Annotated in this window: 24 protein-coding genes and 1 tRNA gene; 17 read left to right on the top strand and 8 right to left on the bottom strand. The window is 62.3% G+C overall.

What is annotated here, in order from left to right; all coding sequences use genetic code 11:
- Positions 1–47 precede the first annotated feature (47 nt).
- Positions 48–557 carry a disulfide bond formation protein B gene (locus ASD03_RS26120; protein ID WP_025424620.1) on the bottom strand — a complete coding sequence of 170 codons (510 nt, stop codon included), beginning with the start codon at positions 555–557 and terminating at the stop codon, positions 48–50.
- Positions 558–881: 324 nt separating this feature from the next.
- On the opposite strand from ASD03_RS26120, the gene ASD03_RS26115 reads away from it, so the two are divergent.
- Positions 882–966: transfer RNA gene (locus tag ASD03_RS26115), tRNA-Leu, on the top strand.
- Between the two features lie 254 nt (positions 967–1220).
- Positions 1221–2870: an AMP-binding protein gene (locus ASD03_RS26110; protein ID WP_057210239.1), complete on the top strand. Its 1650-nt coding sequence runs from the start codon at positions 1221–1223 to the stop codon at positions 2868–2870.
- Positions 2871–2876: 6 nt separating this feature from the next.
- On the opposite strand, the gene ASD03_RS26105 is transcribed toward ASD03_RS26110, so the two are convergent.
- The 3 genes from ASD03_RS26105 to secA form a co-directional block, all read right to left on the bottom strand.
- Positions 2877–4151 (bottom strand): GNAT family N-acetyltransferase, encoded by a 1275-nt coding sequence (locus tag ASD03_RS26105; protein ID WP_025424563.1) that lies wholly within the window; start codon positions 4149–4151, stop codon positions 2877–2879.
- Positions 4148–5569: a lipopolysaccharide biosynthesis protein gene (locus ASD03_RS26100; protein WP_038575631.1), complete on the bottom strand. Its 1422-nt coding sequence runs from the start codon at positions 5567–5569 to the stop codon at positions 4148–4150. The genes ASD03_RS26105 and ASD03_RS26100 overlap by 4 nt, the downstream gene beginning before the upstream one ends.
- Before the next feature lie 241 nt (positions 5570–5810).
- A complete protein-coding gene (secA, locus tag ASD03_RS26095; RefSeq protein ID WP_025424561.1) occupies positions 5811–8525 on the bottom strand; it encodes a preprotein translocase subunit SecA in 2715 nt (904 codons plus the stop codon).
- A gap of 244 nt (positions 8526–8769) precedes the next feature.
- On the opposite strand from secA, the gene ASD03_RS26090 reads away from it, so the two are divergent.
- The 6 genes from ASD03_RS26090 (at position 8770) to ASD03_RS37215 (ending at position 13095) form a co-directional block, all read left to right on the top strand.
- On the top strand, positions 8770–9627 hold the full coding sequence (locus tag ASD03_RS26090; RefSeq protein WP_057217353.1) for a peptidylprolyl isomerase: 858 nt from the start codon (positions 8770–8772) through the stop codon (positions 9625–9627).
- Positions 9628–9759: 132 nt separating this feature from the next.
- Complete coding sequence (argJ, locus tag ASD03_RS26085) at positions 9760–11001, top strand: bifunctional glutamate N-acetyltransferase/amino-acid acetyltransferase ArgJ (protein WP_025424559.1); 1242 nt, start codon at positions 9760–9762, stop codon at positions 10999–11001.
- 172 nt (positions 11002–11173) lie between these two features.
- The gene (locus tag ASD03_RS26080) at positions 11174–11929 is read left to right on the top strand and encodes a GNAT family N-acetyltransferase (RefSeq protein WP_107028038.1); all 756 of its coding nucleotides are present in this window, start codon (positions 11174–11176) and stop codon (positions 11927–11929) included.
- Positions 11930–11932: 3 nt separating this feature from the next.
- Positions 11933–12346, top strand: a complete 414-nt coding sequence (mutT, locus tag ASD03_RS26075; RefSeq protein WP_025424557.1) for an 8-oxo-dGTP diphosphatase MutT — start codon at positions 11933–11935, stop codon at positions 12344–12346.
- Positions 12347–12526: 180 nt separating this feature from the next.
- Positions 12527–12847, top strand: a complete 321-nt coding sequence (locus ASD03_RS26070; protein ID WP_057210232.1) for a hypothetical protein — start codon at positions 12527–12529, stop codon at positions 12845–12847.
- A gap of 74 nt (positions 12848–12921) precedes the next feature.
- Positions 12922–13095, top strand: coding sequence for a Flp family type IVb pilin (locus ASD03_RS37215; RefSeq protein ID WP_063963353.1), 174 nt, complete (start codon positions 12922–12924; stop codon positions 13093–13095).
- Between the two features lie 120 nt (positions 13096–13215).
- Here the strand turns inward: ASD03_RS37215 and ASD03_RS26065 are convergent, their stop codons facing one another.
- Complete coding sequence (locus ASD03_RS26065; RefSeq protein ID WP_025424555.1) at positions 13216–14094, bottom strand: SAM-dependent methyltransferase; 879 nt, start codon at positions 14092–14094, stop codon at positions 13216–13218.
- Between the two features lie 124 nt (positions 14095–14218).
- Between ASD03_RS26065 and ASD03_RS26060 the strand changes: the two genes are divergently transcribed.
- The 5 genes from ASD03_RS26060 (at position 14219) to ASD03_RS26040 (ending at position 17393) form a co-directional block, all read left to right on the top strand.
- A complete protein-coding gene (locus ASD03_RS26060; RefSeq protein WP_057217351.1) occupies positions 14219–14995 on the top strand; it encodes a ComF family protein in 777 nt (258 codons plus the stop codon).
- A gap of 47 nt (positions 14996–15042) precedes the next feature.
- On the top strand, positions 15043–15300 hold the full coding sequence (gene grxC / locus ASD03_RS26055; protein ID WP_038575627.1) for a glutaredoxin 3: 258 nt from the start codon (positions 15043–15045) through the stop codon (positions 15298–15300).
- Positions 15301–15414: 114 nt separating this feature from the next.
- Entirely contained in the window at positions 15415–16272 is an 858-nt protein-coding gene (locus ASD03_RS26050; RefSeq protein ID WP_025424552.1) for a carbon-nitrogen hydrolase family protein, read from the top strand.
- Entirely contained in the window at positions 16269–16697 is a 429-nt protein-coding gene (locus tag ASD03_RS26045; RefSeq protein WP_057217349.1) for a DUF1178 family protein, read from the top strand. The genes ASD03_RS26050 and ASD03_RS26045 overlap by 4 nt, the downstream gene beginning before the upstream one ends.
- 129 nt (positions 16698–16826) lie before the next feature.
- Complete coding sequence (locus ASD03_RS26040; protein WP_057217348.1) at positions 16827–17393, top strand: GNAT family N-acetyltransferase; 567 nt, start codon at positions 16827–16829, stop codon at positions 17391–17393.
- Positions 17394–17589: 196 nt separating this feature from the next.
- Here ASD03_RS26040 and ubiG read toward each other — a convergent pair whose 3' ends face one another.
- Positions 17590–18336: a bifunctional 2-polyprenyl-6-hydroxyphenol methylase/3-demethylubiquinol 3-O-methyltransferase UbiG gene (gene ubiG / locus ASD03_RS26035; protein ID WP_025424549.1), complete on the bottom strand. Its 747-nt coding sequence runs from the start codon at positions 18334–18336 to the stop codon at positions 17590–17592.
- Between the two features lie 113 nt (positions 18337–18449).
- Complete coding sequence (locus ASD03_RS26030; protein ID WP_025424548.1) at positions 18450–18998, bottom strand: dihydrofolate reductase family protein; 549 nt, start codon at positions 18996–18998, stop codon at positions 18450–18452.
- 217 nt (positions 18999–19215) lie between these two features.
- Here ASD03_RS26030 and ASD03_RS26025 point away from each other — a divergent pair, with 217 nt between their 5' ends.
- Positions 19216–19719 (top strand): methyltransferase, encoded by a 504-nt coding sequence (locus ASD03_RS26025; protein ID WP_158268966.1) that lies wholly within the window; start codon positions 19216–19218, stop codon positions 19717–19719.
- 59 nt (positions 19720–19778) lie between these two features.
- On the opposite strand, the gene ASD03_RS26020 is transcribed toward ASD03_RS26025, so the two are convergent.
- Positions 19779–20507, bottom strand: a complete 729-nt coding sequence (locus ASD03_RS26020) for a class I SAM-dependent methyltransferase (RefSeq protein ID WP_025424546.1) — start codon at positions 20505–20507, stop codon at positions 19779–19781.
- Between the two features lie 339 nt (positions 20508–20846).
- On the opposite strand from ASD03_RS26020, the gene ASD03_RS26015 reads away from it, so the two are divergent.
- From ASD03_RS26015 to ASD03_RS26005, 3 genes are read left to right on the top strand one after another with little or no spacing between them, the layout of a single operon-like run.
- The gene (locus ASD03_RS26015) at positions 20847–21884 is read left to right on the top strand and encodes an iron ABC transporter substrate-binding protein (RefSeq protein ID WP_025424545.1); all 1038 of its coding nucleotides are present in this window, start codon (positions 20847–20849) and stop codon (positions 21882–21884) included.
- Complete coding sequence (locus ASD03_RS26010) at positions 21881–22909, top strand: iron ABC transporter permease (protein WP_025424544.1); 1029 nt, start codon at positions 21881–21883, stop codon at positions 22907–22909. The genes ASD03_RS26015 and ASD03_RS26010 overlap by 4 nt, the downstream gene beginning before the upstream one ends.
- The gene (locus ASD03_RS26005) at positions 22906–23682 is read left to right on the top strand and encodes an ABC transporter ATP-binding protein (protein ID WP_057217344.1); all 777 of its coding nucleotides are present in this window, start codon (positions 22906–22908) and stop codon (positions 23680–23682) included. The genes ASD03_RS26010 and ASD03_RS26005 overlap by 4 nt, the downstream gene beginning before the upstream one ends.
- Positions 23683–23685: the final 3 nt, after the last annotated feature.

Below are 23685 nucleotides of genomic sequence, written 5' to 3'. Positions count from 1 at the left end.
TTCATCATGCGGCGTTACTTTTGGGTCGGCCGTTCCGGCCTCGCAGATCAGGCCTTTGCGGCGCCGCGCAAGGCGATCGCTGCAAAGATCAGGCTGGCAATCACGTTCCAACCGGCAAAGGACAAGCCGAGCACCCGAAGCGCCGCCTCGGTGCAGGACGGGCCGTGCTTGGAATCGAGGTCGCCCAGGAGATCGCCGACATTGGACGATACGCCCTGCGCTGTCGTGGCGCAGGTCGACGGACCTTCCCAGAAGCCCCATTCGGCGCCCGAGTGATAGACGCCCATGCCGGCGCCGACGAGCATCAGGATGCCGATCGCCAGAAGCAGGGTGCGCGTCGTCCAGGTCGGCAGCTTCAAGGCGCTGGTGATAACAGCCAGAATGCCGAGCGGAATGCCGTAGTAGTAGGGATCGCGCTGCAGCAGGCAGAGCGCACAGGGGATATATCCGCCGATATGCTCGAAACCGAGCGCACCGCCGACGGTCGCCGCCATGCCGAGCGTCAGGAGAACGGCGATGAACAGGTGGTGGCGGGTAGCGGTGGAAGCGTCGATCATGCGTACCTCATGCTGGAAAGCATAACGGATCAGTATCCGGCATATGCTGCATTGCAACTGAATAAGGCCTTCTTAGGTGCGACGGCGCGTGCTGTAAATCGCGTCCTCTGCGTCATGTTTGCACGCTTTCGTGATTGTCGCTCCGCCAAGCCGTGTCGCGATCTCTTGGGATCGCTTGCCGCACGTTTGCGTTCCTGCTTTTGTGCATGCCGTAGTCGCAAAACCGGTGCACACTTTTGGGCGACGTGCTTTCGTTGAAATTGATGGTTGACCACGGCAAAAACCTTCGTGTAAATCCCAGCCGCTGATATCTTATATCCCTGAGCCCCATTGGCGGAATTGGTAGACGCGCTCGACTCAAAATCGAGTTCCGAAAGGAGTGCTGGTTCGACCCCGGCATGGGGCACCATCACTCAGTTTTTCCCGCACCGGTCGATCCCGCATCCCATCTTTGACGTCCGTGAGTGGCGAATCTGTCTACTGCCCGCTTGATGCGAGCCACTGCAACAGGGGCGCCATCGGCAACATCCTGCTGACCATCCTCGGGCCTGCAATCGTGGCGCTGACATAGACAGTGAGGTCGCCCTCGTCATGCCGGGTCATTGAACAGAGGCGGGCGAAGATGTTAGGTGCAGTGCAGCAGAAGTCTGTTGCGGCGGGGCCATGTTACCGACAATCGAGAATTACGACGAACTCTACGGCGCTTTCCAGTGGCAGATCCCCGAGAAGTTCAACATCGGCGTTGCGGTGAGCGATGCCTGGGCGGCAAAAGAGCCGGAGCGCATCTGCCTTCAGCATTTCAACCCGGATGGCGGCCATCGAACGCTGACTTACGGCGCCTTCTCCCAGCAATCCTCGGCCTTCGCGCGCGGGCTTGAACGCCAGGGGATCAGGCCGGGGGACCGGGTGGCGATATTGCTGCCACAAGGGTTCGAGGCTGCCATCGCGCACGCCGCCATCTACAAGCTCGGCGCGATCGCCCTGCCGCTGGCCCTGCTGTTTGGAGTAGAGGCGTTGGAGTACCGCCTGCTGGACGCAGGTGCTGCGGCAATCGTCACCAATGCTTTCGGTCATGAGCGGGTCGCGGCCATCCGTGACCGGCTGCCGGATCTACGGCTGGTCGTGCTGGCCGGCGCCGAACGCGTTCCCGGCACGCTCGACTTCACCGACCTTGCCTCAGGCGATGCCGATGGTTTTGTTGCCGCCGATACCACGCCCGACGATGCGGCATTGATGATCTACACCTCAGGGACGACAGGGCCGCCCAAGGGCGCGCTGCATGGCCACCGGGTGCTGCTCGGCCATCTGCCGGGGTTTCAGTTTCACCATCATTTCCTGCCGCAACCGGGTGATCGGATGTGGACGCCTGCGGACTGGGCCTGGGCGGGCGGATTGCTGAACGCGCTCTTGCCTTCGCTGCTGCTCGGCGTCCCCGTCGTCTCGTCACCGGCGCAGAAGTTCGATCCGGACACCGCCTTTCGCATTCTGGAAGAGATGGATGTCCGCAACGCCTTCATTCCGCCGACGGCGCTGCGGCTGATGAAGGCGATCGAAATGCCACGCGAGCGATATCGTCTCAACCTCAGAACCATCGGCTCGGCCGGCGAGGCGCTCGGGCGCGAAACCTTCGAATGGGCCAGGGCCGCGCTCGGCCTCGATGTCAGCGAGTTCTATGGCCAGACGGAGTGCAACATCGTCATTTCGTCCGCCGCTGATCTCGGTGTGGTAAAGCCTGGCTCGATGGGCAAGGCGGCGCCGGGGCATCGCGTGGCGATCATCGATGCCGACGGCCGGGAGTTGCCGGCGGGAGCCGTCGGCCAGGTGGCGATCCGACGGCCGGATCCGGTGATGTTTCTCGGCTACTGGAAGAACGACAAGGCCACCGAAGCAAAGTTCATCGGCGACTGGATGACAACCGGCGACCAGGGCGTGATGGACGGCGAAGGTTATTTCACCTTCTTCGGGCGCGATGACGACGTGATCACCTCTTCGGGCTATCGCATCGGTCCTGGAGAGATCGAGGACTGCCTTGCCGGCCATCCGGATGTGCAGCTGGCCGCGGCCGTCGGAAAGCCCGACGCGCTGCGCACGGAAATCGTCAAGGCCTATGTCGTTCTGAGACCGGGTGTGGCTGGCGACGAAAAGACGGCCCAGTCCGTCCGCGACTGGGTGAAGACGCGGCTGTCGATGCACGAATATCCGCGCGAGATCGCCTTCGTAGACAGCCTGCCGCTGACGACATCGGGCAAGGTCATTCGCCGGTTCCTGCGCGAGCGGGCAGCGGCGGAGCCGCCGCACTCACCCTCGGCCTGAACGAGGTCACCGCCCGGCGAGCGCCTTGATCTTTTCGCGCAGCATCCGCGCCATGTTGCGGGTGTTGCGGTAGAGGTGCAGCTGGGCAGCGACCTGGCGGACGTCGCGGTCGCGCGTCTGCTGCAGGCCGATGACGAGTGTTCCCATCTCTTCGCGTTCCTGCCAGAAGCGGCTCATGATCGGGTGGTCGGGAACGGCGCAGGAATCCGAGCGGGCGATGTTGGCGTCATCGAGGTGCCATTCGGTCAGCTCCGCCAGCAGCAGCTTGCCGGGCGAAAACTTCGCGTAACGTTCGTCGTAGGCCGTCTTCCATGTATAGGCCTCGCCCGACATCAGGAACACCACCATCGAGGCGATCGCCTTGCCGTCGAGATCGAGCGTGTGGATGCGGACGCTGTCTGCTTCGGCGAGGTTGGTGATTGCCTCGCGGGCAAAGGCTGCGCGGAACCGGTCCAGCACCATGGCGCTCCGCTCGCGACCCTTCCAGCCGGACGCTTCCAGCGCAAGGAACTCCTCCATGCGAATGCGGATCTCGCTCGGCTGGCGCGCGACCGAATAGGCAAGCTGCCCGCGTTTTTCCAGCTGATTCCATTGGCGTCGCAATTCGCGGAAATGTGCCGGGCTGATCGATTTCTTCAGATAAGTCGGACCGTCGAGCAGGCTTTCGAGCATCGGCCGGCTGAACGTGTCGGTTACCGTCAGCGGCAGGTTCCGGCCGATGGCGACGGCGCGCGCCAGCTGCGCGAACTTGCCCTTGAGGCGTAGATCCGGCAGCACGAGAACCGGGGGGAGGCTTGCCGACGGATTGGTCAGGGCCTCGAACAGGTTGTCGATGGTTTCGGCGGCGTCTTCGGCATCGAGCAGCGGCACGCCAAGCGGACCGAAGGGATTGGACCAGGCGCGGATGATCGAGGCGCCAATCGAAAAACCGGGCTTCTCGATCGAATACGGCATCAGGAAGCGCATGCGGCTGCGGCGCTCGTCATTGTCCCTTATGATGGCCAGCCGGATCACGCGTTCCTCGAGCCTGGGCATCGCCGGCGCCAGGAAATGGCCGGTGAAGAACACGTTCGGCTCAAGCGCCCGGTTCGACAGGAAGTCGAGCTCACGCTGCAATTCGTAGCCGGCCTTGGCCGGGTAGATCGAAAGATGCCGTCCGGGGCGCCCGACCTCGAGCATGTGCTCGGCCTGCGGATGGGAGTGGCCCATCGGTGCCAGCCCGCCAAGAATGCGAGCAGCCCTATCGTCTGCGTCAGCGGGAAGATTGGTATTGCCGATCATGGATGGATCGCCCCGTTGTTGTCATGGCTCGAACGCCCGCTTGCGAAAGCGAAGAGTGCGAAGCCAAAGGTGCGCCTTACGGCGAAATGAAGCAGCATAGCCTCGACGAACATAGCACCGGCGGTTGCAAATGCAGCACCGGTTAGTCCGAAAAGTGGAATGAGGCACAAGTTTAGCGTGATGTTGGCCACCAGTGCGCCGGCGTAAAGGATCACGCAGAGCATCTGCTGGCCGGCCATCGTCAGCAGGATTTCGGCAGGTCCGATGAAGGCCTTGGCCATGATGCCGGCAAAGAGGATGGCCATCAGCGGCAGCCCGCCGAGGAAAGCGGGACCGAAGAGCGAGAGCAGGAAGGGGCCGGCAAGCAGGACCGCTGCGCCGACCATGAGCGACGGCCAGAATGCCCAGCGCGCGCTTTCGACGGCGATGCCTGCCAATTGCCTGCGGTCGCGTGCGGCCATGGCGCCTGCAATCCGTGGGCCGGCGGCCGCCTTGACTGCGAACATGACGAAGTGCACCAGCGCCATCGTCTTGGCGGCGGCGAAATAGACCGCGACATCGTCGGGCTTGAGATAGACGCCGACGATGACGACGTCGGAATTGGTGAGCAGGAAGCCAAAGCCGTCGATCAGGAAGATCGGCACCGCGACCTTGAGCCATCGTCCCATTTCGATGCGAAGCGGGCCGCTGACATAGCGCGAACGCAGGCGCCAGGTGAGGGCGAGGAATTGGCTGACGGTCGTGACATAGGCGGCGGCCATGGCTGCCGCGATGGCGGTCGGCGCCGTATGCGGCTCGCCCATCGTTGTTGCCAGCACCATGAAACCGAGCACAAGCAGCGGGCGAATGATGAATGTCGGGCTCATTGCCGAAAGCGGCCAGCCATGGGCGCGGGCGGTGCCGTCCATCACATCGCCAAGCGCGATCATCGGCAATGTGAACAGGCCGAGATAGAGCGGAACGAGATAGTAGTCCTCGATCCGGTCGGCGAAGAGCCACAACCCCAGGAAGCCGACGATGGCCAGTGTGCTTGCCGACATCAGCGCAAAGATCCGGGCGGTGGTCGTCAGCCCGCGAATTTCAGCGAGCGCGGAGGTTGCCTGATACTCAGGCAGGAAGCGGATGACGGCGGAATGGAAGCCGACGCAGGACAGGTTGCCGAACAGGATCACCAACACCCAGACGAAGACGAAGATGCCGTATTCGAACTCGCCCATCAGGCGTGCAAGAATGATCTGGGAGAGGAATGCGATTGCGGCGCTGAGGATGCGGATGACGAAGGCGACAAGCGCCATACGTCGCGCCGTATTCTTCGGGTCCTGTTCGGTCAGGGCGGCGACCAGCACGCCGATGAGCGGAGACAGGCGGTGTCGCAGCGCCGACGGCAGCATTCGTCCGGCTGTTTGACATACCGCCATGAACACGAGAACACCCTGAGATTACGCAATACAGGGTTTGGTTGTGCCAGATCAGCGTTAACAAACGGTTCAGTCGGGGTCCTTGCCTCAGGGAAAGGGGCCGATCGGATGCTGCTGGATCGCCGGCCGTGAGCACGATGGTCGAACGGCAAAGCGGGCAACTCTGTGCCTGGCGACAGGGCGGTCTGCGCGCTTTGCGGCCCCACAAACAAAAATGCCGCCCGGAGGCGGCATCTTCAGATCAGGCTTCGTAAATTCCGTGGCAATGCTTGTACTTCTTGCCGGAACCGCACGGGCAGGCTTCGTTGCGCGAGACCTTGCCCCAGGTCGACGGATCGGCCGGGTTGCGGTTTGCCGGTGCGACCGCCAGCAGCGAGTCGGAGCCGCGACCGAAATCGTCTTCGCCGGTCAGAGGGTCGATATGGTGACCTTCCATCAGCGGCGGCGCCGGCTGCGGCGCCTCGGCCGCTTCGCGGACCAATTCGACGCGCATGAGCTGGGCCGTCACGGCCTGGCGCAGGTTGCCGAGCAGGGCCTGGAACAGTTCGAAGGCCTCGGACTTGTATTCCTGCAGCGGGTCGCGCTGGGCATAGCCGCGGAAACCGATGACCGAACGCAGATGGTCGAGATTGACGATGTGTTCGCGCCAGAGGTGGTCGAGTGTCTGCAGGATGACCGAGCGCTCGACATATTGCATGATCTCGGGACCGAAACGCTCGGCACGGTCGGCAACCGCCTTGTCGGTGGCCGCCGTCACACGCTCGAGGATGTCCGCCTCGTCGATGCCTTCTTCGGCTGCCCATTCGGCGATCGGCAGGTCGAGGTTGAGGTACTGCTGCACGTCGGCCTTGAGGCCTTCGACGTCCCACTGCTCGGCATAGGCCCGCTCGGGGATGCGCTTGGAAACGATGTCCTCAATGACTTCGGTGCGCATGTCGGTGACGGTTTCGGTGACGCTCTCGGCATCCATCAGCTCGATGCGCTGCTCGAAGATCACCTTGCGCTGGTCGTTGAGCACGTCGTCGTACTTCAGAAGGTTTTTGCGGATGTCGAAGTTGCGGGCTTCGACCTTCTTCTGCGCACGCTCGAGCGCCTTGTTGATCCAGGGGTGGACGATCGACTCGCCTTCCTTGAGGCCGAGCTTCTGTAGCATGCCGTCCATGCGGTCGGAGCCGAAGATGCGCATCAGGTCGTCCTGAAGCGACAGGTAGAACTTGGACCGGCCGGGGTCGCCCTGACGGCCGGAACGGCCGCGCAGCTGATTGTCGATACGGCGGCTTTCGTGGCGTTCGGTGGCGAGAACATAAAGTCCGCCGGCTGCCAGCGCCTTTTCCTTCAGCTGCTGCACCTCGGCGCGGATCGCCTGTTCGCGGTCGTTGCGCTCGGGGCCGGGCTCGACCTCTGCGAGTTCCTGCTGGATGCGCATGTCGACGTTGCCGCCGAGCTGGATGTCGGTACCGCGACCGGCCATGTTGGTGGCGATCGTCACCGCACCCGGTACACCGGCCTGGGCCACGATGAAGGCTTCCTGCTCGTGATAGCGCGCGTTCAGCACCTGGAAGTTGTCGAACCCGGACTTCTTGAGCAGATCGGCAAGCTGTTCGGACTTCTCGATCGACGTGGTGCCGACCAGCATCGGCTGGCCGCGCTCGTGCGCCGACTTGATCTCGTCGATGATCGCCTTGAGCTTCTCGCCCTGCGTACGATAGACTTCGTCGTCCTCGTCGATACGCTTGATCGGCAGGTTGGTCGGAACTTCAATGACTTCCAGGCCGTAGATGTTGCCGAATTCTTCTGCTTCGGTGGAGGCCGTACCGGTCATGCCGCCGAGCTTGGAATACATGCGGAAATAGTTCTGGAAGGTGATCGAGGCGAGCGTCTGGTTCTCGGGCTGGATCTGCACCTTTTCCTTGGCTTCGAGCGCCTGGTGCTGGCCTTCGGAATAGCGGCGGCCCGGCATCATGCGGCCGGTGAACTCGTCGATGATGACGATCTCGTCGTTGCGTACGATGTAGTCCTTGTCGCGCTGGAACAGCTTGTGGGCCTTGAGCGCGTTGTTGACGTGGTGGACGATCGCAACGTTTTCGATGTCGTAGAGCGATTCACCCTTGAGCAGGCCGGCCTGCTTCAAGAGGTTTTCAAGCTTCTCGGTGCCTTCTTCGGAGAAGTTGGCTGAGCGCTGCTTCTCGTCGATCTCGTAGTCTTCCGGCGAGAGCATCGGAATGAACTCGTTGATCGTGTTGTAGAGATCGGAGCGGTCGTCGAGCGGGCCGGAAATGATCAGCGGCGTGCGCGCTTCGTCGACGAGAATCGAGTCCACTTCGTCGACGATGGCGAAGAAGTGGCCGCGCTGGACCATCTGCGCGCGCTCATACTTCATGTTGTCGCGCAGATAGTCGAAGCCGAGCTCGTTATTGGTTGCGTAGGTGATGTCGCAGGCGTAGGCCGCGTGGCGCTGGTCGTCGGTGAGGCCGTGGACGATCACGCCGGTCGACAGGCCGAGGAAGCTGTAGACGCGGCCCATGGTGGCGGCGTCGCGCTGGGCCAGGTAGTCGTTGACGGTGACAACGTGCACGCCCTTGCTGGCAAGCGCGTTGAGATAGACGGGCAGGGTCGCGACGAGTGTCTTGCCTTCGCCGGTCTTCATTTCGGCAATGGCGCGCTCATGCAGGATCATGCCGCCGACCAGCTGCACATCGAAGGGGCGCAGGCCGAGGACGCGGCGGGCCGCCTCGCGGGCAACGGCAAAAGCCGGTACCAGCAGATCGTCGAGCGTCTTGCCGTCTGCGAACTCTTGGCGGAACTCCACGGTCTTGGCGGCGAGTGCCTCATCCGACAAAGCCTTCATATCGGCTTCAAGAGCGTTGATGGCATCCACTCTGGCCTTGTAGCCACGCACACGGCGTTCGTTGGAGGAGCCAAACAACTTGCGGGCTAGGCCGCCGAGACTGACCATATGAATGGTCCTTTCTTTTTTGTTGCCTTGGGTTCCACTGGCCGCACCGTCAAAACCGCGCAATGCCGTGAAACGCCCGGAAACTGTTCTGGACGCGAGGTTGCGTGACAGATAAGAGGGGGGTCGAATTATGTCAACGCACTTGCGTGGCTGGACGGCTACAGAACCGCCACATTCTGGTGGTGTTCAGCCGCTACGAGCCCAATGCAATCGCGTTGACGGCCAAAGGTGAAAGGTTACGAGCATGTCGAAGTTTAAGACCCTGGCCGCTGCGGCCCTGGTTGCGGCGATCGCCGTTCATGGTGTCGCGCGCGCCGAAGATGCGGACCCTGTCATCGCCACGGTCGGTGGCGAAGAAGTGCGCCAGTCCGAGCTCAACCTCGCCCTTGGTGGTCTCGACCCGCAGCTGCAGCAGATGCCGGAAGACCAGAAGCGCGCCGCAGCACTTTCGGCTGTCATCGACGTCAAGCTTCTGTCGAAGACGGCCGAGAAGGAAGGCCTTCAGGACGACGCGGCCTTCAAGCAGCGTCTGGCCTACCTGACCGAGCGCGAACTGCACAACGCCTTCTTCAAGAAGCACGTCGTCGACGCGATCACCAAGGAAGAGGTGAAGGCACGCTACGACAAGGAAATCGCCGCGGTTCCGGTGCAGGAAGAAATCAAGGCACGTCATATCCTCGTCAAGACCGAGGAAGAGGCCAAGGAAATCATCAAGGAACTCGACGCCGGCAAGAGCTTCGTCGAGCTGGCCAAGGCCAAGTCCTCCGATCCGAACAAGGATGACGGCGGTGACCTCGGCTACTTCACCAAAGGCCGCATGGTTCCTGAATTCGACGCCGTCGTGTTCACGCTCGATAAGGGCGCCTACACCAAGACGCCGGTGAAGACGCAATTCGGCTTCCATGTCATCCTGGTCGAGGACAAGCGTCCGCAGGCCCCGCCGGCGCTGGAGCAGGTCGAGCCGCAGGTTCGTCAGCTTGTCATGCGCGACAAATACGTTGAGCTTCTTACTGCTGCCAAGAAGGACGCCGGTGTCGAGATTTCCGATCCGGCTCTGAAGAAGGCCTACGACGAGGCCAACAAGGCGCAGGAAGCCAAGTAATTTCGACCGGCGGGTTGTGCTTTAGGCAAGGCTCGCCGATCTACGTTTCTTGTCGATGCCCGACGGCCCGAAAGCCGCTCGGGCATTTGTCGCAACGCCACCTTGACCCCACGTTCTTCACGCAGGTTTCCCATGTCCGGTTCCGTCTCTCCGCTCGCTCCGAAAACCTTTGCCGAAATGCCCGCCTTGCGCGGTGTTCGCATGGCAACTGCCGCCGCCGGCATCAAGTACAAGAACCGTACCGACGTGCTGATGATGGTTTTCGACAAGCCTGCGGCTGTTGCCGGCGTGTTCACCCGCTCCAAGTGCCCGTCAGCGCCTGTCGACTTCTGCCGCCAGAGCCTTGGCGGCGGCGTTGCGCGTGCGGTTGTCGTCAATTCCGGCAATGCCAATGCCTTCACCGGCAAGAAGGGCCGCGACGCGACGGAACTGACCGCGAAATCGGCGGCGAAGGCTGCCGGTTGCGCCGAGAGTGAGGTGTTTCTGGCCTCGACCGGCGTCATCGGCGAACCGCTGGACGCGACGAAGTTCGCAGGCGTGCTCGACGATCTCGCCGCTGCCGGCCGCGAAGACTTCTGGTTCGAGGCCGCCAAGGCGATCATGACCACGGACACCTATCCGAAGGTCGCCACCCGCAGCGCAGAGATCGACGGCGTGAAGGTGACGATCAATGGCATCGCCAAGGGTGCTGGCATGATTGCGCCTGACATGGCGACGATGCTCTCCTTCGTCGTTACCGACGCCGACATCGCGCCAGCGGCGCTGCAGGCGCTGCTTTCGGCCGGAGTCGGCCCGACGTTCAATTCGGTTACCGTTGATAGCGACACGTCGACGTCCGACACCCTGATGCTGTTTGCGACCGGTGCTGCTGCCGGCGATGGCCAGCGGAAAGTGACGGATGCTTCCGATGCGAAGCTCGACGCCTTCCGGGCGGCCCTCAACGATCTGTTGCGCGATCTGGCTCTCCAGGTCGTTCGCGACGGCGAAGGTGCGCGCAAGATGGTTGCCGTTACGGTGGAGGGTGCCGAGAACGACGCGGCCGCGAAGCGCATCGCGCTTTCGATCGCCAATTCGCCGCTGGTCAAGACCGCGGTTGCGGGTGAGGACGCCAATTGGGGACGCGTTGTCATGGCCGTCGGCAAGTCCGGCGAGATGGCCGAGCGCGACCGGCTGGCCATCTGGTTCGGCGATGTGCGGGTCGCCGTCGAGGGCGAGCGCGATCCTACCTATTCGGAAGCCGCCGCCACGGCGGTCATGAAGGCGCAGGATATCCCGATCCGCGTCGATATCGGGCTTGGTGCCGGACGTGCGACGGTCTTTACCTGCGACCTCACCAAGGAATATGTCGAGATCAACGGCGACTACAGAAGCTGACGTCTTCGCGCGCAGTCTTTTCCCCGGGGCTTGCAGCTCCCCCGGGGCTTGCAGCTCCCAAAGCTGCTCGCATTGTCGGTAATTGGTTTGGCCTGTTGGGGGTAAGCAGATGACATCGATCGAGACCCAGCCGTCCGCAGGCGATGCCGCGGCTGAAGGCAAGGACAAGCGGATGGTTGATCTTCCGAGCGTACGGCGGCTTGAGGCCGTCGGCTTTCGCGCCTGGCCGGCGGCGTCGGTCCATTATGACGGCAGCTGGCTGATCCGGCTGAATGCTGGCCACGATTCCAAGCGTCTCAATTCGGTCAACCCGCTCGATCCCTCCGATTACCGCGACATCCCTGTTCGATTGGAAAAGGCTGCCAGGCGCTTTGCCGACTACGACCGGCCACTGACCGTGCGACAGACGCCGCTGACGCCGCCGCAACTGATCGCCCACATGGATGCCGAAGGCTGGACCGCCTTCTCCCATAGCACCGTGATGATGGCTGATATCGCCGAGCGCGACTTTGGTGATGGCATTGACCATCTGCCGATCAAGGACGTCGGCCGCTTCGTCGACGCACGCATCCGCATCGGCAAGGAAGACCCCAAGACCAAGGCGGCACTGGCCGAGATCATCAATTCGATCAAGCCGGAGAGCGGGCTGTTCCTGTTCGAGGACGTGGAAAGCGGGCCGACGGCGGTATCGCTCGTCGTTCAGGACAACGATCTCGCGGGCATCATGCTGTTTGCCGTTGATGAGCATTTCCGTCGACAGGGGCTGGGCAAAGCCATGCTCGACGTTTCGTTGCGCTGGGCGCGCCTGCGCGGCGCCAAGAAGGCATGGCTACAGGTCGAGGCAACCAGCGAGGCGGCGTTGGCGCTTTATCGCAGCGCCGGTTTCCGCGATGTCTACAGCTATCTCTACCGCACGCCGAAAGCTTGAATGATGGACGCTATCGGAAAGAAGATCGTTCTCGTCGCGGCTTGCGCCTTGGTGGATTCTGATGGCCGCATCCTGCTGGCGCAGCGTCCTGAGGGCAAATCGCTTGCCGGCCTCTGGGAATTTCCCGGCGGCAAGGTGGAGCCCGGCGAGACGCCGGAGGAAACGCTGATCCGCGAACTGGACGAAGAACTCGGCATCCAGACCAAGGTTGCCTGCCTGGCGCCGCTGACCTTTGCCAGCCATACCTACGACGATTTTCACCTGCTGATGCCGCTCTATGTCTGCCGTCGCTATGAAGGCGTGGCGATTGGGCGGGAGGGCCAGGCGATCAAATGGGTGCGCTCCAAGGCACTGCGCGACTACCCGATGCCTCCTGCCGATGAGCCGCTCATCCCATTTCTTATGGATTTGCTCTGAACCTACCCAAAAACCGACCGATTATTAATCGATCGTTTATCTCCCTCCCGCAAAGATAACTTCAATTCAGTTTCGGTGCGTAACGTTCAGCGAGCGGCGTATCGGTTTCGGACAATGTGGCAAACGAAGCTTGGGAAGGATGCTCCCGTTCGCCGCACCTTCTGCGTTTGTGAGGCTTGGATGGTAGACGACGATTTCTGGAGGACGGTTCAGGAGAAGGACATGGCGACGAGCCAGTCCCGCCGGACAGGCGTGCTCAATCTGTCGCTGCTGTTTGGAACAGCGGTGATTGCACTGACGTTGATCCTGACACCGATGCTGTCCTCGAAGACGGACAAGCGCATGCTGGCGAACACGCCGGTGGACTACGACAATATTTCGACCGGCTCTATCCCCTCGAACGGCACCACCAAGCGCTATACCGTGCGCCGCAGCGTGCTTCAGGAAATGCCGGGTGCGGTCTGCATCATCGATGCCGACGGCAGCAAGAGTGGCTGCTGATCCGGGCGGCGCGTCGGACTGGTTCCTTGCGTGTCTGCCGGTCGGGAAGTGAGTTCCAACCGGGCTGGGGACCTATGGACACGTTGAAGCGCCTTATTCGCGATAGAAGCGCGGCCACAGCGATCGAGTACGGTCTCATCGCAGCGATCATTTCTGTCAGCCTGCTTCTCGGAATGGAGCAGATACAGGCAGCGCTTACGGCCATCTTCGAGCTGTTGACAACGACATTCCAGAACGCAATGAGTTGACGTTGATCGGACCGGACGCTTAGCGCGTTTCCGCTTTGGACGAGGTCGCAGAGCGCGCCACCTCTTTGTTTTTACGCATTTCCTGGCGGAAAACCGCTGGCACTTTTCCTGGAAATGCTCCTAGACCGGTCTTTCCTTCGTCCCAAGAGCCTCCGACAGCCGCTGTTTGGCAGAGCCCGGCTTCAGCGGTTTCTGCTGGCTTTCGTGCGGTGCCCAGCCTGAGAGGTAGACGACGGAGAAGGTCGCGCGGATGCGGCCGTCCGGGTCGGAGAAGCGCTCGGCATAGATTTCCGCAGCCCTCAGGAAAAAGCGCCGGGACACGGGTGTCCGGCTGCGCGCTGTAAGCGGGCTGGTCATGCCCATCGCCCGCAAATCCCGGATCAGCGCGAAGAGCGAATCGTAGCGCACCGTATAGGTCTCTGCGTCCGCCACCGGCAGGGCAAAGCCCGCCCGCTGCAGCAATGCGCCCATGTCGCGAACGTCGGCGAAGGGAACGACGCGCGGGCTTGCGCCCCCGGTCAGCTCGGCCTCGGCGGCAAGCAACGCCTCGCGCAACTCGTTCAGCGTTCCATTGCCGGGAATAGCTGCCAGGAACAACCCGTCCGGCTTCAGCGATCGGCGCGCCTGGATGAAGGCGCCGGGCGTGTCGTTGGTGAGATGCAGCGACAGCGGGGAGACGAGAAGATTGAGTGTCTCGGGCTCGGCCGGGATGCGCTCGAGTGGCGCAATCGCGACCGGCATGGCGGTCGTGCCGAAGCCTGGATCCGTTTCCACCCGCTCGACCGTTCCGACCTTGCCGGTTTCCAGAAGCCGAAGGGCTGTTGCGCCAGTGTAGCCGTGCAATTCCATAGCCCTGTCGAACTGTCGCTCGACGACGCTGACACGGTCGGCCAGCTCCTGTGCGACGATATCGAGGAGGAAGGCTGCCTTGGGGTCGGCATTGCGCAGCGCCCGGCGACGGTGGGCCTCGACAAGGCTCTGGTCAAAGATGATTTCCACGGTACTCTGCTCCGGCAGCATGATTGCTTCCCCGGATCGAAACCGATTAAGGGAGTAAACATGCAGAATTTCAAAGTGCTACAGCGTCCTGCAAAGAAACCCACACGACGGCAAAGTCAACCTCATGAACTGGGAAGAGCGGCAATTTGGCCTGGCGGATTGCCTGGCCTTTCTGCGGCGGATCGGCGTTGATCTCATCGACGTCGTATACCCGCCCGTCTGCTGCGGTTGTGGACGCCTGATGGGTCGTCACCGGGCCGTCTGTGCGCCCTGCTGGTCGACGCTTCAACTGCTCGAGCGGCCCTACTGCGAAATCCTCGGCCTGCCGTTTGCCCATGATCACGGCGAGGGAACGGTGTCGCCCGAGGCGATCGCCGATCCGCCGGTGTTCGACCGCCTGCGCTCCGTTGCGATCCACGAAGGCATCGCGCGTGAACTCGTGCATGGGCTGAAATATCGGGACCGCACCGATCTTGCTCCGATGATGGCGGAATGGATGGTCCGGGCGAGCGATGGTGCCGTCGCCTCCGCGGATGCGATCATCCCGGTGCCGCTGCATGCCTTCAGGCTCTGGGGGCGCAAATACAACCTGGCGGCAGAGCTTGCCCGTTCCGTCGCCGCACTGTCCGGGCGGCCCTACCTGCCGACAACGCTTCGCCGGATCAGGCGCACGACCAAGCAGGTCGGGCTCGGCGCCAAGGCGCGTGAAGACAATGTTCGCGGCGCCTTTGCCGTCACCGAAAGCGGCAAGCAAGGTCTCGTCGGAAAACGCATCGTTCTCGTCGATGATGTCTATACCACCGGCGCCACCGTTTCGGCCGCGACCCGCGCGCTGAAGCGGGCGGGGGCCGGCCACGTCACGGTTTTAACCTTTGCAAGAGCCATGTCCGGTCTTATATGACAAATGGAAGTCCGGCATCGTTGCCGGTGAAGGAGCGGTTAGGAAACATGGCTTCGGTCGTTATTTATACGCGTCAGTTCTGCGGCTATTGCTCGGCTGCCAAAAAGCTTCTGGAAACCAAGGGCGTCTCGTTCCTCGAGCATGATGCAACCTACGATCCGCAGGTGCGCCAGAAGATGATCGAGAAATCGCATGGCGGAACCACATTTCCGCAGATCTTCATCAACGATATCCATGTCGGCGGCTGCGACGATCTGCACGCGCTCGAGCGCGCCGGAAAGCTCGACGAAATGCTCGTCGCCTAGACCGTTGCCGCTTTGGATGGAGTGGCGAAGCGCTCCATCTCATAAGCTTTGCGCATTTCCGACGGAGAGCTGCTTCGTGCCTTTCCGGGAAATGCCCTGAGGAGCCAGACTGCGATGACATTCAAGGCTGCCGCCATCCAGATGTGTTCTGGCGTCGATCCGGCACGAAACGCCGAGACGATGGCACGGCTGGTGCGCGAGGCGGCTGGTCACGGGGCGATCTATGTCCAGACGCCGGAGATGACGGGTGCGCTCCAGCGCGATCGTGCCGGCTTGCGGGCCGTACTCAAGGACGAGGCAAACGATATTATCGTTCGCGAAGCGGCAGCGCTTGCTGGCGAACTCGGCATTCATCTGCATGTGGGCTCGACCGCCATTGCCCTTGCCGACGGCAAGATCGCCAATCGCGGTTTCCTCTTCGGTCCGGATGGGGTGAAAATCTGTGACTACGACAAGATCCACATGTTCGACGTCGATCTCGACAATGGCGAAAGCTGGCGCGAGAGCGCTGCTTACACCCCGGGCAGCACGGCACGCCTTGCCGACCTCGATTTCGGCAAATTGGGCTTTGCCATCTGCTACGATGTTCGCTTCCCCGAGCTGTTCCGCCAGCAGGCGGTTGCAGGCGCAGAGGTGATGTCGGTACCGGCCGCCTTCACCCGGCAGACGGGCGAAGCGCATTGGGAAATCCTGCTGCGCGCCCGTGCCATCGAAAACGGCTTCTTCGTCATCGCCGCTGCACAGGGCGGCGTGCATGAGGACGGGCGTGAGACCTTTGGCCATTCGATGATCGTCGACCCCTGGGGCAAGGTGCTCGCCGCAGCGGGTGCTGCCGGCGAGGGGATCGTGCTGGCTGAAATAGACGTGGCCGCCGTGCATGTGGCCCGCGCCAAGATCCCGAACCTCAGGAATGCCCGCAGCTTTGGGCTGGATCATGTCCTGCCGACCGGAAAAGGAGGCGTTGCCGCTTGATTCGCTACACGCTTTCCTGCGATCAGGGCCACGCTTTCGAGGGCTGGTTCTCGTCGAGTGACGATTTCGACCGCCAGATGGAGCGCAAGCTCGTCTCCTGTCCCACCTGCAATTCCACGTCGGTTGCCAAGCAACTGATGGCACCGTCGGTCGCGACCGCCCGCAAGAAGGAAGCGACGCGGGCATTGGTCATGGACCAGGCGCAGAAGGAAACCGTCGCGAAAATCCGCGAACTCGTCAAGGCGGTGCGCGACAATGCCGAGGATGTCGGTGACCGCTTTCCCGAAGAGGCCCGCAAGATCCACTATGGCGAGACGGATGGACGCGGCCTGATCGGCAAGGCGACCGTGGAAGAGGCTGTCGCGCTTCTCGAAGAGGGCATCGCGATCGCGCCACTGCCGGTGTTGCCCGACGAGGTCAACTGACCTGCAGAGCGCAATGCCTGCTCGCGCCACCGACTTTCAGCGCTCTCAGGCGAAATCTAGCAAACACCCTTTAAAAACAGATCGTTGGTTCCCATTTCCGGATCTTTGTAATCCGGGATTTTGAGCGCTATGGATCTTTCCGACCTTCGCATTTCCACCGACCGCCTGACGATCAGGCATTTTGCGCCTGAGGATTTCGACGGGTTCCATGCCTATCACCGGCTGCCGGAGGTTTACCTCTATCTCTATGCCAATCCGCTTGACGAGGACGGCGCGCGCGCAAAATTCGCCAAGGCGAGCGACCCGCGTCTCGATGCGGATGGCGATGTCGCGGTTTTTGCGGTCGAACGGAGGCAGGATGGCGCGCTTGTCGGCGAGGTGCTGTTGAAGCTCGCCAGCAAGGCGGCGCGGCAGGCTGAAGCCGGCTACATCTTCAATCCGGCATTTTCGGGCAAGGGCTATGCCACCGAAGCGATGCGGGCAGTGCTCGACCTGGGTTTCTTCCAATTGAACTTCCACCGGATCTTTGCCCGTCTCGACCCGCTCAACGCCGGTTCCGTCGGGGTCGTCGAGCGGCTCGGCATGCGCCGTGAGGCGCATCTGATCCAGAACGACCTGTTCAACGGCCAATGGGGGGACGAGTTCATCTACGCGCTGCTTCAGCATGAGTGGCAGGCGCGGCCGAAGGTGGCTTGAGGCGCTACAGCGCCGTGCGTCAAATATGACGCACAAAGGACGCTGTAGCGTTTTAAACTTGCTGCATAATTTTGTCCTTAAAATCGGATCCGATTTAAGGAACTATGCAGTAGCGCTAAAAGCAAAGCCCCCCGGCGAACGGCGTCGGCGGAGGGCTTTGCATAGGATTTGATGCGGATGCGAAGGGCCGGCTGCGTTAGAGCGGGCGCTTGGCGACAATCATGTAATTGACGTCCATGTCCTTCGACAGGTTCCACTGGTTGGACAGCGGATTGAAGAATACGCCGGTGCGTTCGGTCAGTTCCAGGCCGCTTGCCACCAGCGGTTTTTCCAATTCCTCGGGGCGCACGAGCTTTTCATATTGATGCGTGCCGCGCGGCAGCCAGCGCAGAACGTTTTCGGCGGCGAAGATGGCCAATGCCGCCGCCTTCATCGTGCGGTTGATGGTGGCGACGAACATCAGGCCGCCGGGGCGAACCATATGGGCGCAGGTGGTCATGAAGAAATCGACATCGGCGACGTGCTCGACCACTTCCATGTTGAGAACGATGTCGAAGCTTTCGCCCGCTTCCGTGAGGGCTTCGGCCGTCACGGCCCGATAATCGACGTTAACGCCGCTGCCGGCCGCATGGGTCTTGGCAATGCCGATATTCTTTTCCGAAGCGTCCGCGCCGACGACGTCAGCGCCCATGCGGGCCATCGGCTCCGACAGCAGCCCGCCACCGCAACCGATATCGAGCAGGCGCAGGCCCTTCAGCGGCTGCGGGCTCTTCGGATCGCGGCCGAAATGCTCGGCAACCCTGTCGCGGATATAGGCAAGGCGCACCGGATTGAACTTGTGCAGCGGCCGGAACTTTCCCGTCGGATCCCACCACTCGGCGGCCATGGCCGAAAAGCGGTCTACTTCGCTCTGGTCGATCGTCGTGCGCGCTGTCTCGCTCATGCTGCCGTCTCCTTCATTCTGCCTGATGAAGTCGGACGATCGGGCAGGGATGTCAAGAGGCGGACCCTGGCCGCAACAGCGCATCGGGAGCGGCCGCGGGGCGAGCGCCCCGATCAGACATCCGGCTGCGGCTGGTAATGCAGGATGACGACGCCGGACTTGAGCGGTCGCGTGTGGGTGAGCTTGAGGGTGGTGCGCGTCGGCAACGATTTGAACAGAGGCACGCCGCCGCCGAGCAGTACCGGATTGATGCCAAGCCGGTATTCGTCGACAAGGCCCTTTTCCACCAGGCCTGCGGCAAAATCGGCGCTGCCGAAAATGAAGATGGTACCACCCCCAAGCGCCTTCAGGTGTTCGACTTCGGCGACCGCGTCGCCGGTAACGAGCGTGGTGTTGTGCCAGTCGGTGCTTTTGAGGGAGCGGGAGAAGACGTATTTCTCGACGCCGTTCATGAAGGTGGCGATATCGCCTTCGGCTTCGGGCCAGTAAGACGCCATCATCTCATAGGTCACCCGGCCGAAGAGCAGCGTATCGGCCTCAAGCTGGGTCTCGCCGATATAGGCTGCGAGTTCGTCCTCGAAGACGAACCAGCTGATGTCATGGCCTGGTGCTTCGAAGAAGCCGTCGACACTGACCATGTCCCACATGATGACCTTGCGCATAGTCGTTCCTCCCATTCTCCCTTGCCGCTATTTGCGGCACGGTTCGTTGATGAGCGGATCATCGCAAAACTGATTTTATATTGCAAGTGGTTGTATTTTGATATCGGAAAGTCCCGGACGACCATCAAGCCGATCATGGTATCGTCCCGCACTCGACGGCGGGCTTGCGTGAGGAGGGGACATGCACGCGGAAGGCAGAATCGGTTGGGCAGTAGAAATGATCGCACCGCAACCATCGGACTGGCTGCTTGAGATCGGCTGCGGTCACGGTGTCGCAGTTACGGGCGTTTGCGAGAAACTGGCCGATGGGCGGATCGTTGCGATCGATCGCTCTGCGAAGATGATCGCGGCGGCGAAACAACGAAACGCCAGCTATGTCGCGGTCGGCAGGGCAGACTTTGAGGCTATTGAGCTGGCGCGAGCGGATTTTGGCGACGCGCGTTTCGATGCTGCTTTCGCCATCCGTGTCTGTGTCTTTGCAAGGGGCGATCCATCGCGCGAACTGGCGGTACTTGCGCAGGTTCTCAAGCCGGACGGGCGGTTGCTGATCTTTGACGACGAGCCGTCGGGCAGTGCCGAAGACATTTCCAGCCGGATCGAAGCCCGCCTTGCCGATAGCCGATGGAGCGTGGCAAACGTCAGGACCCATCGGGTCGACCGCAGCGACGTCGTTTGCGTGATCGCACGACCGGGTCAATCCGAAAACGGTCGCCTCGGATGAAAGTACTGGACGGCATGGGCAAAGCCCGGGTGCGGTTCCGGCCCGGGCTTCTGTCTGCCCTACCGCTGGGCGTCGACGATCAAAATCATCGGCCGTTCCATCTCTTCGGCGAGATCCGGATTGGCGTCGATCTGCGCCGGCGTCGGGCGCCACTCCTCGACGTGACGGATGGCGAAACCGCCGCGCATCAAGGCGTTGAGCGTGGTGCCGATCGTGCGGTGGTACTTGACCACGCCCTTGGCCAGCCAATCCGTCGTGCGCTGGCCCTCGATGGAATAGTGATCGACCGGCCAGCGCTTCTGCCCGTTTTCCCCGACCTGCCAGCCAGGGTTCAGCGAGGCCATGTAGATCGGGTGCTCGATGGTGAACACCAGGTGCGCGCCCGGCACCAGCGCATCGTAGATTGCCTGGACCAGGCGGTCGAAATTCTCGACATAGTGAAACGCGAGCGAGCTGTAGGCGACGTCAAAGGTGCCGGTTTCGAGCGCAAGATGATCGAGATCGGCGATGCCGTATTCGATCGCCGGATCGGGCGTGTCGCGCCGGGCGCGGGCGATCATGTTTTCCGACAGGTCGAGCCCGAGCACGCGGGCCGCACCCTGCTCGCGCGCGAAACGCGAGAACCAGCCGAAGCCGCAGCCGAGATCGACCACGCGCTTGCCCTGCAAATCCGGCAAGGCGGCGCGGATTGCCGGCCATTCGGCGGCGCCGTCGAGGCCATGGACCGATCGTCCGAGCTGGCTGTAGCCTTCGAAAAATTCCGGTTTGTCGTAGATGTTCTGTGCCATTTCATTCTCCATCAAAAATGCCGATGGACGGCGCACCCGTCAAAAGAAGAACCCCGTCCGTTTCCGGCGAGGCTGCAGGTGCGCGAACGCTCTTTCGTTAGCGTGCTTTATCACCCTGCATCCCGCCTATTGGGATGCCGGCCGAACGCGCAACGATATGGACGTCATGTTCGCACATGGGTCCGATATCGCCCGATCGGGCCGCCTAGTCAAGGTTCTCAAGCAATGCAAAGACCTTAGCGCTGGAGACGGGTTATCAATCGAGATATTCCAACGGATATAACGCTGTGCCATAGTCGCGCCGAACCATCGTCCGCACCTCCATCCCGAGGCTTCACCATGATCAGATCTATCGCCGGTGCCTTCGGCGCCCTTCTTACCCTGATGCCGCTTGCGGTTCAGGCGAAACCCTTCACGGATGCGGCCGGTCGCACGGTCGAGCTTCCCGACCATATTGGCAAGGTGCTGGCGGCCGGTCCGCCGGCCTCGGTGCTGGTCTATGCCATCGCGCCGGAGAAGCTGGCCGGCTGGGTGCGCGAGCCGAAGGAAGACGAAAAGCCCTACCTAATGGAGGCCGTACGCGGTTTACCGACCTATGGCCGCCTGACCGGCAAGGGCGGGACGGCGAATATCGAGGCGGTGCTTGCGGCCAAGCCTGACGTCATCATCGATGTCGGCACGGTGGACGCGACCTATGCCTCGCTTGCCGACAAGGTGCAGAGCCAGACCGGCATTCCCTATGTGCTGATCGACGGTTCGTTCGGCAAAAGTGCCGAGACCTTGCGCAGCCTCGGCGCGATGCTCGGAGCCGAAGAGCGTGCCGGCAAACTTGCCGACTATGCCGACGAAACGCTGAAGGAACTCGGCGAGACGATAGCGGCAGTACCGGCCGACGAGCGGCCCAGGGTCTATTACGGACGTGGCCCCGATGGTCTGGAGACGGGCCTGGCAGGCTCGATCAATCTTGAGATCCTCGAAGCCGCAGGTGCAGTCAATGTCGCGGCCGTTGCCGGCAAGAGCAGTCTCACTCAGGTTTCGCCGGAGCAGCTGCTCGCCTGGAACCCGGAGATGATCATCGCCGCGAGCCCGAAGTTCGCCTCAGCGGTCGCGACAGATCCGGCGTGGAGCAGGGTGCAGGCGGTCGAGAAGGGACAGGTGTTCATCGCGCCGTCGATGCCATTCGGCTGGTTCGATTCGCCGCCCGGCATCAACCGCCTGATCGGGGTCCGCTGGCTTGAGGCACTGCTTTATGGCGGCTTCTACGAGGGTGACCTGAAAGCCGAGACGCGGGAATTCTACAAACTCTTCTACCAAGTGGATCTTGATGACGCGCAGCTCACGAGGCTTGTCAAAGGTGCCCTGCCGGAAACGCAATGACAAAGCAGATCGTTCTGAGGCGAGGGTGGGTCGGTGCACGGTCGCTGGTTGCGATCGCAGGCCTCCTGTCGCTTTCCGCCCTGTCGATGACTGTCGGCAAATTCGACGCGGGCCTGTCCGATCTGATCGGTCAAATCTGGGCAATGGTCGGCGGTACCCCCAGTGATGAGACGGTGGCCACGGTCTTCTGGAACATCCGCTTGCCGCGTGTGCTGGCCGGTCTTGCCGTCGGCGCGGCGCTTGCGGCAGCCGGCGCCACCTACCAAGGCCTGTTCCGCAACCCGCTGGTTTCGCCCGATATTCTCGGGGTTTCCGCCGGCGCCAGCTTCGGCGCCGTTGTCGGCATCTTCCTGTCGTTGCCGGTCGGCGTCATCCAGCTGATGAGTTTTGTCGGCGGGCTGATCGCCGTGCTGTCTGTCTATGCGGTTGCAACAGTGATCCGCAACCGGGATCCGGTGCTCGTTCTCGTTCTGGCAGGCATCGCGGTCGGTGCGCACGTGGGTGCCGGCATCTCGCTGATCAAGATCCTTGCCGATCCCTATGATCAGTTGCCGGCGATCACCTATTGGCTGCTCGGCAGCCTAGCCTCGGTGACATCAGGCGACGTCGTCTCCATTCTTCCCGCGCTTGTCGTCGGCATCATCCCGCTCTTTCTCCTGCGCTGGCGCATGAACGTCATGACGCTTGGCGAGGAAGAAGCGCGTGCGCTCGGCATCGACACCGGCCGGCTGCGCGTCGTGCTGGTGCTGGCGGCAACGCTGATCACCTCGGCTTCCGTCTCGGTCACCGGCATCATCGGCTGGATTGGGCTTGTCATCCCGCATGTGGCGCGCCTCCTCGTCGGACCGGATTTCGTCCGGTTGCTGCCGGTGTCGATGGCGCTCGGCGCCGCCTATCTGCTCGTCGCCGATATGCTGGCGCGCAGCATTGCGATGATCGAGGTACCGCTCGGCATCCTGACGGCGACCGTCGGCGCGCCGTTCTTTCTCTGGCTGCTCGCATCAGGGCGAAAGGGCTGGCAATGAGGCTCGAGGTCGACCAGATCGCCTTTGGCTACGGCAGCCGCCTTGTCGGCCAGGACATCAGCTTCACGCTTGATGAAAACGAGGTACTCGTGCTGTTCGGGCCGAATGGCGCCGGCAAGACGACGCTGTTCAAGACGTTGCTCGGGCTCGTTCCGCTGAGGGCAGGCACGATCCGGCTGGATGGCCAGCCGATCGGCTCCTGGTCCGGCCGCGACCGTGCCTCGCGCATCGCTTATGTGCCGCAGGCGCATGCCGCGCTCTTCCCATTCACGGTCGAGGAACTGGTGCTGATGGGCCGTGCGCCGCATGTGGGCCTGTTTGCAACGCCCGGCCGCCATGACCGCGAGGTGGCCGCCGCCACGCTGGAGCGGCTCGGCATCGACCATCTGGCGAACCGTGCCTATACCGAGATCAGCGGCGGTGAGCGCCTGATCGCCCTGATCGCGCGCGCGCTCGCGCAGGAGCCTTCGATCCTGGTGATGGACGAACCGACGGCAAGCCTCGACTACGGTCATCAGATGCGGGTGCTCGATCGGGTGCGGGAGCTTGCCGGCGAAGGCGTTTCGATCGTTCTGTCTACCCACAATCCCGACCACGCGTTTCGGGTGGCTGACCGCGTGGCGTTGGTGTTCCAATCGCGGATCGTCGCGCTTGGAACACCCGATGCGGTGCTGACCGTGACCGCGCTCAAGCAGCTCTACGACATCGATGTGGTGATCGGCACGCTTGCGGGCAGCGACGCCCGCCTCTGCGCACCACGAAACAACGCCTGAGGA

Origin of the sequence: Ensifer sp. Root127, from assembly GCF_001425225.1 — a bacterium.
Taxonomy (GTDB): Bacteria; Pseudomonadota; Alphaproteobacteria; order Rhizobiales; family Rhizobiaceae; genus Ensifer; species Ensifer canadensis.
The sequence above is the reverse complement of the archived record's forward strand: the minus strand, read 5'-3'. Positions and strand labels throughout refer to the sequence as shown.

Excerpts from the sequence above, each read along its gene's own strand:
- ASD03_RS26020 (WP_025424546.1), bottom strand. The coding sequence starts at position 20,507 with ATGGCACAGAACATCTACGACAAACCGGAATTTTTCGAAGGCTACAGC.
- ubiG (WP_025424549.1), bottom strand. The coding sequence starts at position 18,336 with ATGAGCGAGACAGCGCGCACGACGATCGACCAGAGCGAAGTAGACCGC.
- ASD03_RS26070 (WP_057210232.1), top strand. The coding sequence starts at position 12,527 with ATGGTAGACGACGATTTCTGGAGGACGGTTCAGGAGAAGGACATGGCG.
- ASD03_RS26120 (WP_025424620.1), bottom strand. The coding sequence starts at position 557 with ATGATCGACGCTTCCACCGCTACCCGCCACCACCTGTTCATCGCCGTT.
- ASD03_RS37215 (WP_063963353.1), top strand. The coding sequence starts at position 12,922 with ATGGACACGTTGAAGCGCCTTATTCGCGATAGAAGCGCGGCCACAGCG.
- ASD03_RS26040 (WP_057217348.1), top strand. The coding sequence starts at position 16,827 with ATGGATCTTTCCGACCTTCGCATTTCCACCGACCGCCTGACGATCAGG.
- ASD03_RS26010 (WP_025424544.1), top strand. The coding sequence starts at position 21,881 with ATGACAAAGCAGATCGTTCTGAGGCGAGGGTGGGTCGGTGCACGGTCG.
- ASD03_RS26100 (WP_038575631.1), bottom strand. The coding sequence starts at position 5,569 with ATGGCGGTATGTCAAACAGCCGGACGAATGCTGCCGTCGGCGCTGCGA.
- ASD03_RS26025 (WP_158268966.1), top strand. The coding sequence starts at position 19,216 with ATGATCGCACCGCAACCATCGGACTGGCTGCTTGAGATCGGCTGCGGT.
- ASD03_RS26080 (WP_107028038.1), top strand. The coding sequence starts at position 11,174 with ATGGTTGATCTTCCGAGCGTACGGCGGCTTGAGGCCGTCGGCTTTCGC.
- ASD03_RS26005 (WP_057217344.1), top strand. The coding sequence starts at position 22,906 with ATGAGGCTCGAGGTCGACCAGATCGCCTTTGGCTACGGCAGCCGCCTT.
- ASD03_RS26050 (WP_025424552.1), top strand. The coding sequence starts at position 15,415 with ATGACATTCAAGGCTGCCGCCATCCAGATGTGTTCTGGCGTCGATCCG.
- ASD03_RS26110 (WP_057210239.1), top strand. The coding sequence starts at position 1,221 with ATGTTACCGACAATCGAGAATTACGACGAACTCTACGGCGCTTTCCAG.
- ASD03_RS26060 (WP_057217351.1), top strand. The coding sequence starts at position 14,219 with ATGAACTGGGAAGAGCGGCAATTTGGCCTGGCGGATTGCCTGGCCTTT.
- ASD03_RS26015 (WP_025424545.1), top strand. The coding sequence starts at position 20,847 with ATGATCAGATCTATCGCCGGTGCCTTCGGCGCCCTTCTTACCCTGATG.
- secA (WP_025424561.1), bottom strand. The coding sequence starts at position 8,525 with ATGGTCAGTCTCGGCGGCCTAGCCCGCAAGTTGTTTGGCTCCTCCAAC.
- mutT (WP_025424557.1), top strand. The coding sequence starts at position 11,933 with ATGGACGCTATCGGAAAGAAGATCGTTCTCGTCGCGGCTTGCGCCTTG.
- ASD03_RS26090 (WP_057217353.1), top strand. The coding sequence starts at position 8,770 with ATGTCGAAGTTTAAGACCCTGGCCGCTGCGGCCCTGGTTGCGGCGATC.
- ASD03_RS26030 (WP_025424548.1), bottom strand. The coding sequence starts at position 18,998 with ATGCGCAAGGTCATCATGTGGGACATGGTCAGTGTCGACGGCTTCTTC.
- ASD03_RS26105 (WP_025424563.1), bottom strand. The coding sequence starts at position 4,151 with ATGATCGGCAATACCAATCTTCCCGCTGACGCAGACGATAGGGCTGCT.
- argJ (WP_025424559.1), top strand. The coding sequence starts at position 9,760 with ATGTCCGGTTCCGTCTCTCCGCTCGCTCCGAAAACCTTTGCCGAAATG.
- grxC (WP_038575627.1), top strand. The coding sequence starts at position 15,043 with ATGGCTTCGGTCGTTATTTATACGCGTCAGTTCTGCGGCTATTGCTCG.